Source organism: Arthrobacter sp. TmtSoilC48, assembly GCF_059739425.1.
This window is the reverse complement of record NZ_AP046049.1, coordinates 2,073,978-2,087,549: the sequence shown is the minus strand read 5'-3', so window position 1 is coordinate 2,087,549 and position 13,572 is coordinate 2,073,978. Positions and strand designations below refer to the sequence as shown.

13 protein-coding genes are annotated in these 13,572 nt (G+C 62.5%); 7 read left to right on the top strand and 6 right to left on the bottom strand.

All coding sequences use genetic code 11. The annotated features are described in order from the left end of the window. Positions 1-119: 119 nt before the first annotated feature. Positions 120-794: an MtrAB system response regulator MtrA gene (gene mtrA, locus AC6I97_RS09880; RefSeq protein WP_144649950.1), complete on the bottom strand. Its 675-nt coding sequence runs from the start codon at positions 792-794 to the stop codon at positions 120-122. A gap of 446 nt (positions 795-1,240) precedes the next feature. On the opposite strand from mtrA, the gene AC6I97_RS09875 reads away from it, so the two are divergent. Genes AC6I97_RS09875 through AC6I97_RS09850 form a run of 6 tightly spaced genes read left to right on the top strand, consistent with a single transcriptional unit; the run spans position 1,241 to position 7,360 of the window. Beyond that, complete coding sequence (locus tag AC6I97_RS09875; protein ID WP_497944795.1) at positions 1,241-2,311, top strand: DUF7847 domain-containing protein; 1,071 nt, start codon at positions 1,241-1,243, stop codon at positions 2,309-2,311. Further along, entirely contained in the window at positions 2,308-3,000 is a 693-nt protein-coding gene (locus tag AC6I97_RS09870; protein ID WP_497944794.1) for a DUF4129 domain-containing protein, read from the top strand. The genes AC6I97_RS09875 and AC6I97_RS09870 overlap by 4 nt, the downstream gene beginning before the upstream one ends. Continuing rightward, a complete protein-coding gene (locus tag AC6I97_RS09865; protein WP_497944793.1) occupies positions 2,997-4,190 on the top strand; it encodes a DUF4350 domain-containing protein in 1,194 nt (397 codons plus the stop codon). Before AC6I97_RS09870 ends, AC6I97_RS09865 begins: the two co-directional genes overlap by 4 nt. Further along, the gene (locus AC6I97_RS09860; RefSeq protein WP_497944792.1) at positions 4,187-5,287 is read left to right on the top strand and encodes an AAA family ATPase; all 1,101 of its coding nucleotides are present in this window, start codon (positions 4,187-4,189) and stop codon (positions 5,285-5,287) included. Before AC6I97_RS09865 ends, AC6I97_RS09860 begins: the two co-directional genes overlap by 4 nt. Positions 5,288-5,330: 43 nt before the next feature. Next, entirely contained in the window at positions 5,331-6,623 is a 1,293-nt protein-coding gene (locus AC6I97_RS09855; RefSeq protein ID WP_497947014.1) for a DUF58 domain-containing protein, read from the top strand. An 11-nt stretch (positions 6,624-6,634) separates the two neighbouring features. Continuing rightward, positions 6,635-7,360, top strand: a complete 726-nt coding sequence (locus AC6I97_RS09850) for a DUF4166 domain-containing protein (RefSeq protein ID WP_497944791.1) — start codon at positions 6,635-6,637, stop codon at positions 7,358-7,360. A 30-nt stretch (positions 7,361-7,390) separates the two neighbouring features. Here AC6I97_RS09850 and AC6I97_RS09845 read toward each other — a convergent pair whose 3' ends face one another. Both AC6I97_RS09845 and AC6I97_RS09840 read right to left on the bottom strand, forming a co-directional pair. Continuing rightward, positions 7,391-8,422 (bottom strand): uroporphyrinogen decarboxylase/cobalamine-independent methonine synthase family protein, encoded by a 1,032-nt coding sequence (locus AC6I97_RS09845; RefSeq protein WP_497944790.1) that lies wholly within the window; start codon positions 8,420-8,422, stop codon positions 7,391-7,393. Between the two features lie 4 nt (positions 8,423-8,426). Next, a complete protein-coding gene (locus tag AC6I97_RS09840) occupies positions 8,427-8,816 on the bottom strand; it encodes a chorismate mutase (RefSeq protein WP_224088095.1) in 390 nt (129 codons plus the stop codon). A gap of 128 nt (positions 8,817-8,944) precedes the next feature. Here AC6I97_RS09840 and AC6I97_RS09835 point away from each other — a divergent pair, with 128 nt between their 5' ends. Beyond that, positions 8,945-9,601 carry an NADPH-dependent F420 reductase gene (locus AC6I97_RS09835; RefSeq protein ID WP_497944789.1) on the top strand — a complete coding sequence of 219 codons (657 nt, stop codon included), beginning with the start codon at positions 8,945-8,947 and terminating at the stop codon, positions 9,599-9,601. Positions 9,602-9,687: 86 nt separating this feature from the next. On the opposite strand, the gene AC6I97_RS09830 is transcribed toward AC6I97_RS09835, so the two are convergent. Genes AC6I97_RS09830 through AC6I97_RS09820 form a run of 3 tightly spaced genes read right to left on the bottom strand, consistent with a single transcriptional unit; the run spans position 9,688 to position 13,477 of the window. Beyond that, on the bottom strand, positions 9,688-11,394 hold the full coding sequence (locus AC6I97_RS09830) for an ABC transporter ATP-binding protein (RefSeq protein ID WP_497944788.1): 1,707 nt from the start codon (positions 11,392-11,394) through the stop codon (positions 9,688-9,690). Then, positions 11,391-12,383, bottom strand: a complete 993-nt coding sequence (locus AC6I97_RS09825; RefSeq protein ID WP_224088100.1) for an ABC transporter permease — start codon at positions 12,381-12,383, stop codon at positions 11,391-11,393. The genes AC6I97_RS09830 and AC6I97_RS09825 overlap by 4 nt, the downstream gene beginning before the upstream one ends. Before the next feature lie 2 nt (positions 12,384-12,385). Next, the gene (locus AC6I97_RS09820) at positions 12,386-13,477 is read right to left on the bottom strand and encodes an ABC transporter permease (RefSeq protein ID WP_497944787.1); all 1,092 of its coding nucleotides are present in this window, start codon (positions 13,475-13,477) and stop codon (positions 12,386-12,388) included. Positions 13,478-13,572: the final 95 nt, after the last annotated feature.

Here is a 13,572-nt window from a genome sequence, read left to right as displayed (position 1 = left end):
CCAGGCCTGGGGCCTGTTCCTGGGCGGCCTGGTCCTGGGCGGGCTGGTCCTGGGCGGGCTGCTCCGGAGCGTTCGGGCTCTGGTCCTTGTCCGTGCTGCCGGTCTTGCCGGCGGGAGACTCAGGAACCTGCTTTATACCCGACACCACGCACCGTCAATACAACTTCGGGCGCTTCCGGATCCCGTTCAATCTTGGAGCGCAAACGCTGAACATGGACATTGACCAACCGGGTGTCCGCGGCATGGCGGTATCCCCATACCTGTTCAAGCAAAAGTTCGCGCGTAAAGACCTGCCACGGCTTCCGGGCCAATGCCACCAGGAGGTCGAACTCCAAGGGCGTAAGCGAGATGCGCTCTCCACCGCGGGTCACGAGGTGCCCGGCGACGTCGATGGTTACATCAGCAATCCGCAGCGTTTCCGGAGCCTTTTGTTCGCCCGGCCGAAGGCGCGCACGGACACGAGCCACGAGTTCAGCGGGTTTGAAAGGCTTGGGCACGTAGTCGTCAGCGCCGGATTCAAGACCTCGAACAACATCCGAGGTGTCCGATTTCGCCGTGAGCATGACAATGGGGACGTCCGATTCTCCACGAATCTGCCGGCAAACTTCGATGCCATCCGAACCCGGCAGCATGAGGTCCAGGAGCACCAAATCGGGTTTGGAGGAACGGAACACCTCAAGAGCCTGGCCGCCGTCTGCGCAGAATACGGGCTCGAAGCCATCATTGCGCAGGACAATACCAATCATCTCTGCGAGCGCTTCGTCGTCGTCAACTACCAGAATGCGTGCCTTCATAGTTATATATTCCCTTATCGCCAAGCCTTTGTCCTGTTGGGCGGGCGCACGGCATGGCGTCCCCCAAGGCACTTCCACCGTACTGCACGGCCGCGCTTGGCTCGATGTAGATCCGGTGTCCGGGCAGTATGGGCTCAGGCTATGAGGGAGGACACCGGGACTATAGGCTTGGGGCCAAGGTCCATGTGGGGGACGTCGGATGTCGGCGGGCCGGATCTCTTGGGGAGGAAATCGTGTCACAGCCAGAGCACGGCCAGCAGCCATATCCGGGCGGTCAGCCTGCGTGGGGCGGTCAGCCTGCGTGGGGCAACCAGCCCCAGTGGGGAGGTCCGTCCGCGTGGTCAGCCCCACAGGGCGGTAGCAACAACTGGCCGGGCTACCCTCCGGGAGGCCCGGCGGGTGGATGGCCTGCGGCTGCGCCCGGCGGTCCCCCCTATGGCCAACCAATGTACGTTGCCCCACCCAAGCCAGGTGTCATTCCCTTGAGGCCCCTGCAGTTCGGCGAGATACTCGATGGCTCCTTCCAGACCATACGCCGGAATGCAGCCTCGATGTTCGGTTCAGCCCTGATCGTCCAGGCCACAGCCGCTGCCCTCCTGGGTGTTGTCACCGTGGCCATGTACGAGCTTATGGATTCCTTGGAAACAACGGATTTCAGCGGGGATGCGGCGGGATTCTTTGGCCCGTTCCTGGCCGTCATGGCGGGTTCCGTGGGAGTCTCTGTGTTGATCGGCTTTCTGGGCGCCGTCCTCCAGGGCGTCATGGTCATTCCGGTTTCCCGTTCTGTCCTCAACCGACGGACAGGCTTCGGGCAAATGTGGAAGCTGGCTGTCGGTCGGATCCTTCCTCTGCTGGGGGTAGCAGCCGTGCTCACTTTCGGTGGACTGCTGGCCGCAGCAGCCGTCGTCGGGATTGCCGTGCTGTTGTTCACGGCCTTTGGTCCGGCGGCCTTGTTGATTGTCATCCCCTTGGGCTTCGGGGGAATCATCGTCTTTGTCTGGATTGGGCTGAAGCTCATGTTTGCTCCGGCCGCCATCGTCGTGGAGCGGATCGGCGTCTATGACGGACTCCTGCGATCCTGGCAGTTAACCAAGAGCAATTGGTGGCGCATCTTCGGCATAACGCTGCTGGTGAGCGTGATGGTGGGAATCATCGCCCAGATAGTGCAGATTCCAGCTTCGCTCGCCGCCACCGCGATTGGATCGGTCATCGCTCCCCACCCGGACGCCGGGACAGTGGCCTCCACCCTGATCCTGACGACCGTGATCTCGATGGTCATTGGGGCTTTGGTGGGGTCTGTGACATTCGCTTTCCAAACATCCGTGTCCGCGCTCATCTACATGGATCTTCGAATGCGTCGGGATGGGCTGGACGTGGAGTTGATGCGGCTGATGGAAAGCGGGGCGGATCCGGAGGGAATCCCGGGCGGTCCTCCCCTGCAGGTCCACGGCAACACATGGCCTCCTGGCGGCGGACAATGGCCAGGCTCTCCTCCCGGGCACCGGCCGCAGGCATGAGGGACACGCTTATCCCTGTGATTCCCGCTTTGGCCGGCACTGAACCGCCGGTGACCCCGGACCGTGACGAAGCACGCCGTTGGGCCGAGGAGGAACTATCCAAGGCGCAGTACGCCCAGGCCCGGCCCAGTTGGCTGGACCAGCTTTGGCGCGATTTCCTGGACTGGCTCAGCTCCCTGGAAGGGGACGGAACTTCGCCGGAAAGCAACCTGGCTGTCCCCCTCATTATCGCCCTGGCTGTCGTGCTCATCGTGGTGGCTGTCTTCGTTGTCCGTCCGAGGCTGAACGCCACGCGAAAAGCCTCCGTTACGGGCATTTACGGCAAGGACACGCCTGTGGATGCTGCAACATACCGGAAGCGTGCCCTTGCCGCGGCCGACGACGGCGACTGGCCTTCCGCCGTCATCGATCAGTTCCGGGCGTTGGTGCGTTCCGCGGAGGAGCGGGATGTCATTGAAGCGCGGGCCGGTCGGACGGCCGATGAGGCTGCAGGCCACTTGGGCCAGGCCTTCACCCCTGCTCAACTCCGGTTGGTCGATGCCGCCCGCCTGTTTGATGCGGTCCGCTATGGGGAACAGGCCGCAACACGCCCGGACTACGACGAATTGCGCAAGCTGGATACGGACCTCCTCGCCCTAACCCCTGACTTCACTGGCCAACGCCAGCAGGGATTCGCGGTGCCGCGATGACCCTCCAGGAACAGGTGCCGGAAGCTTTGCAGGGAGGAACTCTGCCTCGACGGCGGACCAGCGCATTGTGGAGTTGGTTCCGAAAGCACCTGGTGTGGATTGCGCTGGGGGCAGTGTTTGCCGCATTCGTGACGTTCCTCGTGGTGGAGCGGTTCTCGGCACCCAAAGACTCCGGGTCGCTATCTACCCGCAATCCCGCTCCCGACGGGGCCATGGCCTTGGCCGAAATACTGGGGCGCCACGGTGTGGGCATAACTCCAACCGATAACCTCGAAGACACCCTGGCAGCTCTTTCCGACGGCGACGCCACCTTGCTGCTGTATGACCCCCGCGGTTTCCTGGATAGATCGCAGTTGCAGGATGTGAGTGCTGTGGCCGGGCGGGTAGTGGTGGTCGCACCGCGCCTGCGCACGTTGAATGGCCTCGATCCGGAGTTCCGCCCCGGCGGTGTGGTCCCCGAAGCGACAAAAATCCTTGAACCGGGCTGCAGCCAGGAAGATGCAGAGCAGGCAGGACCCGTTGCCGCCCAAGGACCGGTGTACCTGGGGCCAGTTGTTTGCTACGCCACCCGCAGCGATGGACCTGGACTTTATGTGGCCTCGGCCGATGGGCACATCATTGTGCTGGGGAGCACCGAGTTGCTGGAAAACCAACACCTCGCGGCCGTTGGCAACGCCGCATTGGCGATGCGGACCCTGGGAAGCGGCCCCGACTTGGTCTGGTACACACCAGGCATCACGGACGTAGCGTCCGATAGATCCACCCCGACGCTCAACGAGCTCGCACCGCCGTGGCTGGCTTTTGCGGGCCCATGGCTGGCTGTCATAGCTATCCTTGCCATCCTCTGGCGCGGACGACGCTTGGGACCGTTGGTCTTTGAACCACTTCCCGTGGTGGTTAAGGCCGCAGAAACGGCCGAAGGACGTGCACGTCTTTATCAGGATTCACGTGCCGTGGAACGCGCCGCCGACAATCTGCGGGCAGGAACCCTCGCCCGGTTGGCCAGGCATTTCAACCTGGGGACGGACGCCACCGGGGAGGCCATTATCGACGCCGTGGCCCGGCGCCTTGGACGGCAAGTACCGGCAATCCGGTGGGCGTTAATTGATTCCAAACCCCAGACAGAAGGACAACTGGTGCAGTGGGCACAACAGATCGAACGAATCGAGCAGGAGGCAACGGCCCGATGAGCAACCAGCCGAACAACTATACGGACAGCAACAACCAATACTCCGGTGGCGCGGCCCACCAGGTAAACCATGCACACGCGGGCGAACCCCAGGTGAATGCACCTGGGGTGAATGGACCACAGCAGGGCCTACACAGCAGCGGCATGGAGGATCCTGCCCGACAATCCCTGCTGAACGTCCGGAACGAAGTTGGGAAGGCTGTGGTCGGCCAGGATCCAACAGTGACAGGCATGCTCATCGCCCTTCTCTGCGGCGGCCATGTCCTGCTGGAAGGTGTGCCCGGCGTCGCCAAGACGCTGTTGGTCCGGGCGTTGTCCACTGCCCTGAGCCTGGAAACCAAACGCGTACAGTTCACCCCGGACCTCATGCCCGGTGACGTCACGGGCTCCTTGGTGTACGACTCGCATTCATCGGAATTCACGTTCCGGGAAGGGCCCGTTTTCACCAACATCCTGCTGGCCGATGAAATAAACCGAACGCCACCCAAAACGCAGGCCTCGCTCCTGGAAGCCATGGAGGAACGCCAGGTTTCCGTGGATGGCGTATCGCGCCCACTGCCTATGCCCTTCATCGTGGCAGCCACCCAGAATCCCGTGGAATACGAAGGAACCTACCCCCTGCCCGAGGCCCAGCTGGACAGGTTCCTCCTCAAGTTGACCATGCCGTTGCCCGGCAGAGCCGAGGAAATCGAAGTAATCCGCCGGCACGCCGGTGGCTTCGACCCCCGAAACCTCGCCGCGGCCGGCGTCCGGGCGGTGGCTGGCGCCGTCGAGCTTTCCAACGCTCGTGCGGCTGTGGCGCAAGTGACCGTCGCACCGGAAATCCTGGCCTACATTGTGGATGTAGTCCGGGCAACCAGGTCAGCGCCGTCCTTCCAGCTGGGCGTCTCTCCTCGAGGCGCTACTGCCCTCCTGAACACGTCGAAGGCATGGGCCTGGTTGTCCGGGCGGCCCTTCGTGACGCCTGACGACGTCAAAGCGCTATCGTTGCCTTGCCTCAGGCACCGGGTAGGCCTTCGTCCCGAGGCCCAGATGGATGGCATCCACGTTGACGACGTCCTTGGCAGCATCCTGGCGTCTGTTCCGGTGCCTCGTTGATTCTGCCGGTGATGCAGATGACAGCAATGGCACGGGTACCCTGATGGCCATCACGGGTCGTTTCGTGTTGCTGGCAGTTGCCGGGCTGGTTCCGTTGCTGCTGTTTCCGGCGTGGATCACCGTGCTGTTCATCGCTATCGGACTGCTGCTGCTCCTGGCCCTTGACCTTATCCTGGCGGCTTCCCCGGCCAAGGTGGGCTTGGTGCGTCAGCAACCGGGCAACGTCACCTTGGAGAGTCAGGTTAATTCCGTCATCACGGTGACCAACCTGGGCCGCCGGAAGCTACGGGCGATGGTCCGGGACGGTTGGCAACCTTCCGCTGGAGCCCTGAACCCAACACAGCCGCTCGACGTTCCACCCGGCGAACGGCGCCGCCTGACGGTGTCCCTGCTCCCACGGCGCCGCGGCGATCTTGAAAGCCCGCACGTGACGGTCCGTTCGTACGGGCCCTTGCGGCTGGCCGCACGGCAGCGAACCAGGGCACTTCCCGGCCGGCTTCGAGTGCTGCCACCCTTCCATTCCAAACGGCATCTGCCATCGAAACTACGCAAGCTGCGCGAGCTTGATGGCAGGGCGGCCGTGCAGATCCGGGGCGCGGGAACGGAGTTCGATTCACTGCGTGACTACGTCCGTGGCGATGACGTCCGGTCCATCGACTGGCGTGCAACTGCCCGTCGCACATCTGTGGTGGTGCGTACCTGGCGTCCGGAACGGGACAGGCGTGTTGTGATCGTTCTGGACACATCGCGGACCGCGGCGGCCAGGATTGACGACGAGCCGAGGCTGGACACTTGGATTGAGGCGGCGCTGCTGCTCGCGGTTCTGGCGGAACGGGGCGGGGACCGGGTTGACTTCCTCGCCTACGACCGGATGCTCCGCGCGAGGGTCGAGTCTGCTTCGAAAGGCAATCTCCTGGCGCAACTCGTTCAGGCCATGGCGACATTGGAGGCCGAGCTCATAGAACTGGACTGGCAGCAGATCCCAGGCCAGGTGCGGGCCGTATCGGCACACCGCTCGCTTGTGGTGCTTTTGACAGCCCTCGACGGCGGCGCCCCCGAGGAAGGGCTTCTCCCCATGGTGGCCCAGCTGGTCCGCCAGCACGTGGTGGTGGTCGCGTCTGTCCGGGACCCCTTGCTGGCAGCCATGAAAGCCGGGCGTTCCACCGCCGGCCAGGTTTTCCGTGCCGCCGCCGCCGAACGCGCCCTGCTGGAACGGGCCGCCGTCACAGAACAATTGCGGCAACTCGGGGCTGAAGTGGTGGACGCCGAACCCTCCGAGGTCCCTCCCCTGCTTGCTGACACCTACATCCGGCTTAAAGCGGCCGGACGGCTCTAGGAAGGACTCCAATGAACGAACCCATCTACCGGCTCGCCCTGGGCAATGATTTCAACAAGCTGGCCCCCGAACTACAGGAGTACTTCTCCCTGGCGGCAGGCTCCGGATCGTATGGAATTGGCGAGGGGGTCTTTGACGTCGTAGGGTGCCCGCAAAAATGGTTGCGTCCTTTGCTGGCCCTGACGGGAAGCGAAGAGGCCTTCTTCCCTGAATACGGCGAAAGCATTCCGTTCCGCATTGAGAACCATGCCCACGTGGATCCTTTCGGCCGGCAAGCCCTCACGGCACGGCGTGAAATCTACTTCGCATCCGGGACGCGGTTGTTCCACGACACCACGAGCGCTATCACCGCGCCGCAGGCCAGCTCCGTCACCCCCGCACCGACCCGGTTGGTGGACCATGTCGGCCGCTACCGCCGCCTCGTCACGGACCTGGATGTAAGTGTCACGCCCAACGGCCGGCTGCGGGGTGTGTCGAAAGCCAGCCGGCTCTTCCTGGGTCCATTGCGCATTCCGTTGCCGACGGCCCTGGACGCAAAGGCCTTTGCGGAGCAGTGGTGGGACGGGGACGAGGGCAAGCACCGGATCCAGGTCAAGGTCATCCAACCCCAGATCGGCGTCGTGCTTGTCTATGCCGGCCGCTTCGATTACCGGTTGGCGCCCTACCTGCCCGGGGCAGCCCAAGGCACCTCACTCCCCCGCTATGCGGAACCGGATCGCTGGGAAAAGAGGATCTAGCCCTTGCCAATCATCCCTGGGACAGGCCGGTCAACCCTGCGACAGCTGGTCCAGGCCGTCGGCCACCTGTGTGAGTCGGGCAAGCACTTCCTTGGCTGTGGCGGGCTTCACGTGGGCGAGTCCCGTAGCCGGCGTCAGTCGCAGTGCCGGCAAGGCCGACGCCGGGAGACCCAGTTGGCTCCAAGGCCGCCAAATGCTTTCCACGATCTCGGCCGTCCGCGGAAGCCTGGCATCAGTGTCTGATGTGGGCATTGCACCGGCCCACACACGCTTGCCGGCTTCCACTGCTGCGGCAAGGTGCTCCCATTGGCGGGTTGTCAATGCCTTCAGCGGCACAGCAACACCATCGGCGCCCGCATCAAGTATGCGATCAATCGGCGCCTCTATCTCCGGTACGGCCACCGCAATTTCGACGGCGCCCGCAGCCCTGAGCGCATCGATCACCAACCGCCACGCTCCCGCAACCTCCTCGCCGGGGATGGACCGCAGCGTGCGGTAACCACTCGCCGTCGGGATCGTGCCGCCCATCACTGCGGCAATGTCCGGCTCGTCCAGCTGGACCACAATACCCGCTCCAGGGACCGCTTCCGAGATCCGCTGGAGGTGTTCTGCGACTCCGGCTGCCAGTGACTCTGCAATGTCGCGGCGCGCTCCAAAATCGAGGAGGGCCCGCTCTCCGTTGTGCAGGTACAAACCGGCTGCGAGGCTCAGGGGACCCATCAACTGGACCTTGATCCCGCTGGCTGAAACCTCTTCTGTTCCAGCGACGTCAGCCAGGATGTTGATGTCAGTGGCAAGCGCGGACCGTCCACGCTGCGCGTCTTTTCCCGGCCGGTCAACCAATCTCCAACCATGTGGTTGAACGTCCACGGCCAAGTCCACCAGCAACGATGCTGTCCTGCCTACGGCATCGGATCCGACACCACGGTCCGGCAGTTCAGGCAGGAACGGAACGTGGGGGTCCCCCAATTCGCCCCGGATGATCCGCAGGGATTCCGCAGGGTCGATCCCTGGCCATGGGCCAAGAGCCGTCGCGCTGACCCTTTGCACTTCTCCTGACATATGTTCAGGCCTGCTGGCTGGAGATCTGGTGATCCTCTGCGATGGCCTCATGATGGCGGATCACTTCACTGATGATGAAATTCAGGAACTTCTCGGCAAATGCGGGGTCAAGATGTGCGTCCTCGGCCAGGCGGCGAAGCCGGGCGATCTGGGCTGCTTCGCGTCCGGGGTCGCCCGCGGGAAGCTTGTGCGTGGCCTTGAGAATCCCTACTTTCTGGGTGGCCTTGAAGCGTTCCGCGAGCAGGAAAACGAGTGTGGCATCAATGTTGTCGATGCTGGACCGGATGGAGAGCAGCTCATCCATGACGCCGCGATCCACCTGGCCCGCGAGGGAACTCGCTGACGGGTTGAAGGAATCGTGGTCTTCGGGGAGGGCACTGTTCTGCTCGGTCATGGTCCCCAGTCTATGGGGTGCGGCGGTAGCGTTGCCGGTGTTACCTGACTGCGTCCCGCCAGCGGTGTTCCCATCGCGGGAATCGGTGCAGAATGGCAGCATCACTGCACTCGACCAAGGGAGATTCCATGAAAATCGCTGTCCTGGGAACTGGAATGGTGGGGCACGCCCTCGCTGGCAAGCTGGTGTCCTTGGGCCACGAGGTCATCATGGGTTCCCGTGAATCCGGAAATCCCAAGGGCGAGGAGTGGGCCCGGCAAGCTGGTCCGCGCGCCCGTGCGGGCTCTTTCGCGGAAGCGTGCGCACAGTCCGAGCTGATCGTGAATGCAACACCCGGTACTGTGAGCCTGGCCGTCCTCGCTGAAGCCGGCGACACCACCCTGAACGGCAAAATCCTCCTGGATGTGGCAAACGCCCTGGATGGATCAGGCGGTTTCCCTCCATCGCTCACCGTCTGCAACACCGACAGCATCGCCGAGACCATTCAACGGACCTACCCCGGGGTGCGGGTAGTGAAATCCCTGAACACGGTCAGCGCCCCCGTGATGGTGGATCCAGGGCGGCTTCCGGGCCCACATGACATGTTCATGGCGGGAAACGACGCGGATGCCAAGTCCACAGTGTCAGGCCTGCTTCAGGAGTTTGGTTGGGCGCCCGAGCACATCAGGGACCTCGGTGGACTCGACGCCGCCCGCGGTATGGAGATGTGGCTGCCTTTGTGGCTAAGGATCTTCATGCAGCAGCCGAAAGGAAAGATGTTCAACATCGCCATCGTGTCCGAATAGCGCGCCAAGGCCAGGAACGAATGAAGGCCCGCCAGAGTGAATTGCTCACAGTGGCGGGCCTTCGTTGCGTTCAGCCTGCGTGCGGGTTAGCCGCCCAACAGTGCGCGGTGCGCTTCCCGGCGTCGTGCTTGTTCATCAGGGTCCGGAACCGGCAAGGAGGCGATCAGCCGCTTGGTGTAGTCGTGCTGGGGCGAGCCCATCACATGGTTTCCGATGCCCTGCTCCACCAACTGTCCCTTGTACAGCACGCCAACCCAGTGCGACAACATGTCCACGACTGCGAGGTCATGGCTGATGAACAGGGCCGCGAAGCCGAACTGCTCCTGGATGTCCTTGAACAGGTCCAGAACCTTGGCCTGCACTGAGACGTCCAGGGCCGAGGTTGGTTCGTCGGCAATCAACAGGCGTGGGTTGAGCGCCAACGACCTCGCCAGAGAGGCGCGCTGCCGCTGTCCACCGGACAGCTCGTGCGGGTAGCGTTGCGCGTACGACGCCGGCAACTGGACTGACTCGAGCAGCTCACCTACCTTTTTCCGCGCCTCAGCCGCGCTCGGCTTGGTGTGGATAATCAACGGCTCAGCGACGCACTCACCGATGGTGAGGTGGGGGTTGAACGAGGCCGCCGGGTCCTGGAAAACGAAGCCGATCTCCTTCCGCAGCGGACGGAAGGTCCGCTCCTTGAAGTCCAGCATTTCGTAGCCGAGGACCTTCAGGCTTCCGCCGGTTGTCCTTGTCAGCCCTGCGATCGCCCGCCCGATGGTGGATTTGCCTGAGCCGGACTCCCCCACCAAACCGAAGACCTCATTCTCGGAGACAGTGAAGCTGACGTTGTCCACAGCTTTGAAGCCATGGCGCCCAAAGCGCCCTGGGTACTCGATGGTGAGGTTCTTCGCCTCAACTAGGACCTTGCCATCCTGATGCAACCGGCCACGGGCACCTTCCGAGGCTGAGTTGCGGCCAAGGTGCGGGACCGCCGCGAGGAGCTTTTTCGTGTAGTCCTGCTTTGGTTCCGCGAACAACACCCTTGAGGGCGCTTCTTCCACCACATCGCCCTGGTACATGACCACCACGCGGTCGGCGAGGTCGGCCACGACCCCCATGTTGTGGGTAATCAACACGATGGATGTGCCGTAGTTGTCCCGCAAGTCACGGAGCAGTTGCAGGATTTCCGCCTGTACTGTGACGTCAAGGGCTGTCGTTGGTTCATCGGCCACAATCAGACCAGGGTTCAGTGCCAATGCGGCGGCAATCACCACGCGCTGCTTTTGCCCACCCGAAAACTGGTGTGGGTAGTAGTTGACCCGGGTTTCAGGGTCCGGAATACCCACCTTGCGCAAGGCTTCCGTGGCCCGTTCCTTCGCTTCCTTGGACGATACGCGGTGGCCATCCTTGGCGTGGGCGCGGATCCCCTCGGCAATCTGCCATCCAACAGTGAACACGGGATTCAATGCTGTGGAGGGCTCCTGGAAAACCATGGCGACGTCGCGTCCACGGATCTTTCGAAGCGCGGATTTGCTGACACTGATCACGTTGTTGCCGTTGATCACCACCGCACCGGAGCTGATGGCTGTTTCAGGCAGCAAGCCCAGAATGGTCTTGGCTGTAACTGTCTTGCCGGAACCGGACTCCCCCACGATCGCCACGACTTCACCAGGCTTAACGTCCAGGCTGACGTCCTTCACCGCATGGACGTCACCGCTGTCGGTGGCAAAAGTTACCTTGAGCCGGTCAATGGTGAGGACGGGTTCACTGACGGCCCCGGCGTCGGAAATGTTTCCGAGGTTGGTGGTCATGGCTTACCTGCCTCTGTAGCTGTCGGGGTTGCAGGGGTTTTCGTGGTGCCTGCGCGCTTTCGGCCACGGATCCGGGGATCGTTGAGGTCGTTGATGCTTTCGCCAACCAGCGTCAGGCCCAGGACGGTCAGCACGATGGCGATGCCAGGGAAAACACCGGTCCACCAGATACCGGAGGAGGTATCGGCCAGTGCCTTGTTCAGGTCAAAGCCCCACTCTGCAGCCGATGTTGGCTCGATGCCGAAGCCCAGGAAGCCAAGGCCTGCAAGCGTAAGGATCGCTTCGGAGGCATTGAGCGTAAACATCAGGGGCAGGGTGCGCGTTGCGTTCTTGAAGATGTGCCGTCCGATGATACGCAGGCTGGATGCACCCAGTACCTTGGCCGACTCGACGAAGGGCTCGGCCTTGAGCCGGATGGTTTCGGCGCGGATGACCCGGAAATACTGGGGCACGAACACCACTGTGATGGAGAACGCACAGGAGAAAATACCGCCCCAGAAACTGGACTGGCCACGGCTGATGACGATCGAGATGACGATTGCCAAAAGCAGGGTGGGGAAGGCATAGATGGCGTCCGCCACTACTACAAGGATCCGGTCCAACCAGCCGCCAAAGTAGCCGCTGAGCAGGCCCAGGGCGACGCCAAGGAAAAGTGACATTGCCACGGACACGACGATGACGGTCACGGCCGTCTGGGATCCCCATAGGACACGGGACAGGACGTCATAGCCGCCCACAGTGGTGCCAAGCAGGTGTTTGGCACCCGGTGCCTGTTGGGTGGGGAAGGAACCGGACGCATCGCTGAGTTGGGAGTAGCCGTAAGGGGCCAGAAGCGGTGCGAGAATGCTTGTCAGCAGGAACAGCCCGCTGAGGACAACGCCCACTATCAGCATGCCCCGTTGGAGGCCAACGCTTTTCCTGAGGTGGGAAACCACTGGAAGCCGGGAGAAGAGGGGCTGCTTGGGAGCAGTCAGTGAAGGAGTGCTCATGGTCAGTACCTCACTCGGGGATCGATGAGCGCGGCAATGATGTCCACGATGAAGTTGGTCACGGCGACGATGATGGCCAGCAGCACCACAATGCCCTGGACAGCCACAAAGTCGCGGGCATTCAGGTATTGCACCAGTTGGTACCCCAGGCCCTTCCACTCGAAGGTTGTCTCGGTCAGGATGGCGCCGCCGAGCATGAGCGCAATTTGCAGGCCCATGACAGTGATGATGGGGATCAGTGCAGGCTTGTAAGCGTGTTTGGTAACCAGCCGGAACTCGCTAACGCCACGGGACCGGCCAGCCTCAATGTAGTCCTTTCCCAGCGTGCCAATGACGTTTGTGCGCACCAGCCGCAGGAAGACCCCTGCGGTCAGCAAACCCAGGGCCACGGCCGGCAGGACAGCGTGGGATGCAACGTCTCCAAGAGCCGCAAAGTTGCCGCTGCGGAGCGCGTCCAGCCAGTAGATGCCTGATGGAGCTCCGAGGCTGCTCATGGTCAGTTCCGTACGGGTGGAGGCACGTCCTGCCACGGGGAACCATCCGAGCCACACCGAAAAGGTCAGTTTGAGAAGCAGGCCTGAAAAAAACACCGGAGTGGCATAGCAGAGAATCGCGAAGAACCGCAGGACTGCGTCGGAGCTCTTGTCGCGGTGTTGGGCTGCGATGAGTCCGAACGGGATACCAACTGCGAGCGCCACGATCAATGCATTGATCGACAGCTCAAGTGTTGCGGCACCGAAGGTGGTGAGTACCTCCACGACGGGACGACGGTCAGTGATCGTTGTGCCAAAGTTTCCGGTGATGAGTTGGCCGAGGTATTCGAAGTACTGGATCAGAACCGGGCGGTCATAGCCGGCGTCATGGATTCGCTGTGCCAGTACATCCGGCGGGAGGCGTCCGCCCTGGGCGGCTGTGATGGGATCTCCAATGACCCGCATCAGGAAGAAGACCAACGTCACCAGAATGAAGACGGTGGGGATGATCAGGAAGAACCGGATCACGATGTATTTTCCTAGGCCTCCCCCGGCCTTGGACTTGCTTTTTGGAGCTACTATTCCGGGCTCGGCCTCGGGTACCTCTATAAGAGTTGTCATTGTTACCTGTATTTCCTGCCCGCGGATTGCGCGGGATTGGCTCGTGCATGCCGGCCACGAAAGTGGTCAGCAAAGGAGGCGGGACACCGGATCAG

Excerpts from the sequence above, each read along its gene's own strand:
- AC6I97_RS09870 (WP_497944794.1), top strand. The coding sequence starts at position 2,308 with ATGAGGGACACGCTTATCCCTGTGATTCCCGCTTTGGCCGGCACTGAA.
- AC6I97_RS09835 (WP_497944789.1), top strand. The coding sequence starts at position 8,945 with ATGAAAATCGCTGTCCTGGGAACTGGAATGGTGGGGCACGCCCTCGCT.
- AC6I97_RS09875 (WP_497944795.1), top strand. The coding sequence starts at position 1,241 with ATGTACGTTGCCCCACCCAAGCCAGGTGTCATTCCCTTGAGGCCCCTG.
- AC6I97_RS09865 (WP_497944793.1), top strand. The coding sequence starts at position 2,997 with ATGACCCTCCAGGAACAGGTGCCGGAAGCTTTGCAGGGAGGAACTCTG.
- mtrA (WP_144649950.1), bottom strand. The coding sequence starts at position 794 with ATGAAGGCACGCATTCTGGTAGTTGACGACGACGAAGCGCTCGCAGAG.
- AC6I97_RS09850 (WP_497944791.1), top strand. The coding sequence starts at position 6,635 with ATGAACGAACCCATCTACCGGCTCGCCCTGGGCAATGATTTCAACAAG.
- AC6I97_RS09825 (WP_224088100.1), bottom strand. The coding sequence starts at position 12,383 with ATGAGCACTCCTTCACTGACTGCTCCCAAGCAGCCCCTCTTCTCCCGG.
- AC6I97_RS09855 (WP_497947014.1), top strand. The coding sequence starts at position 5,331 with ATGGCCATCACGGGTCGTTTCGTGTTGCTGGCAGTTGCCGGGCTGGTT.
- AC6I97_RS09820 (WP_497944787.1), bottom strand. The coding sequence starts at position 13,477 with ATGACAACTCTTATAGAGGTACCCGAGGCCGAGCCCGGAATAGTAGCT.
- AC6I97_RS09860 (WP_497944792.1), top strand. The coding sequence starts at position 4,187 with ATGAGCAACCAGCCGAACAACTATACGGACAGCAACAACCAATACTCC.
- AC6I97_RS09830 (WP_497944788.1), bottom strand. The coding sequence starts at position 11,394 with ATGACCACCAACCTCGGAAACATTTCCGACGCCGGGGCCGTCAGTGAA.
- AC6I97_RS09840 (WP_224088095.1), bottom strand. The coding sequence starts at position 8,816 with ATGACCGAGCAGAACAGTGCCCTCCCCGAAGACCACGATTCCTTCAAC.
- AC6I97_RS09845 (WP_497944790.1), bottom strand. The coding sequence starts at position 8,422 with ATGTCAGGAGAAGTGCAAAGGGTCAGCGCGACGGCTCTTGGCCCATGG.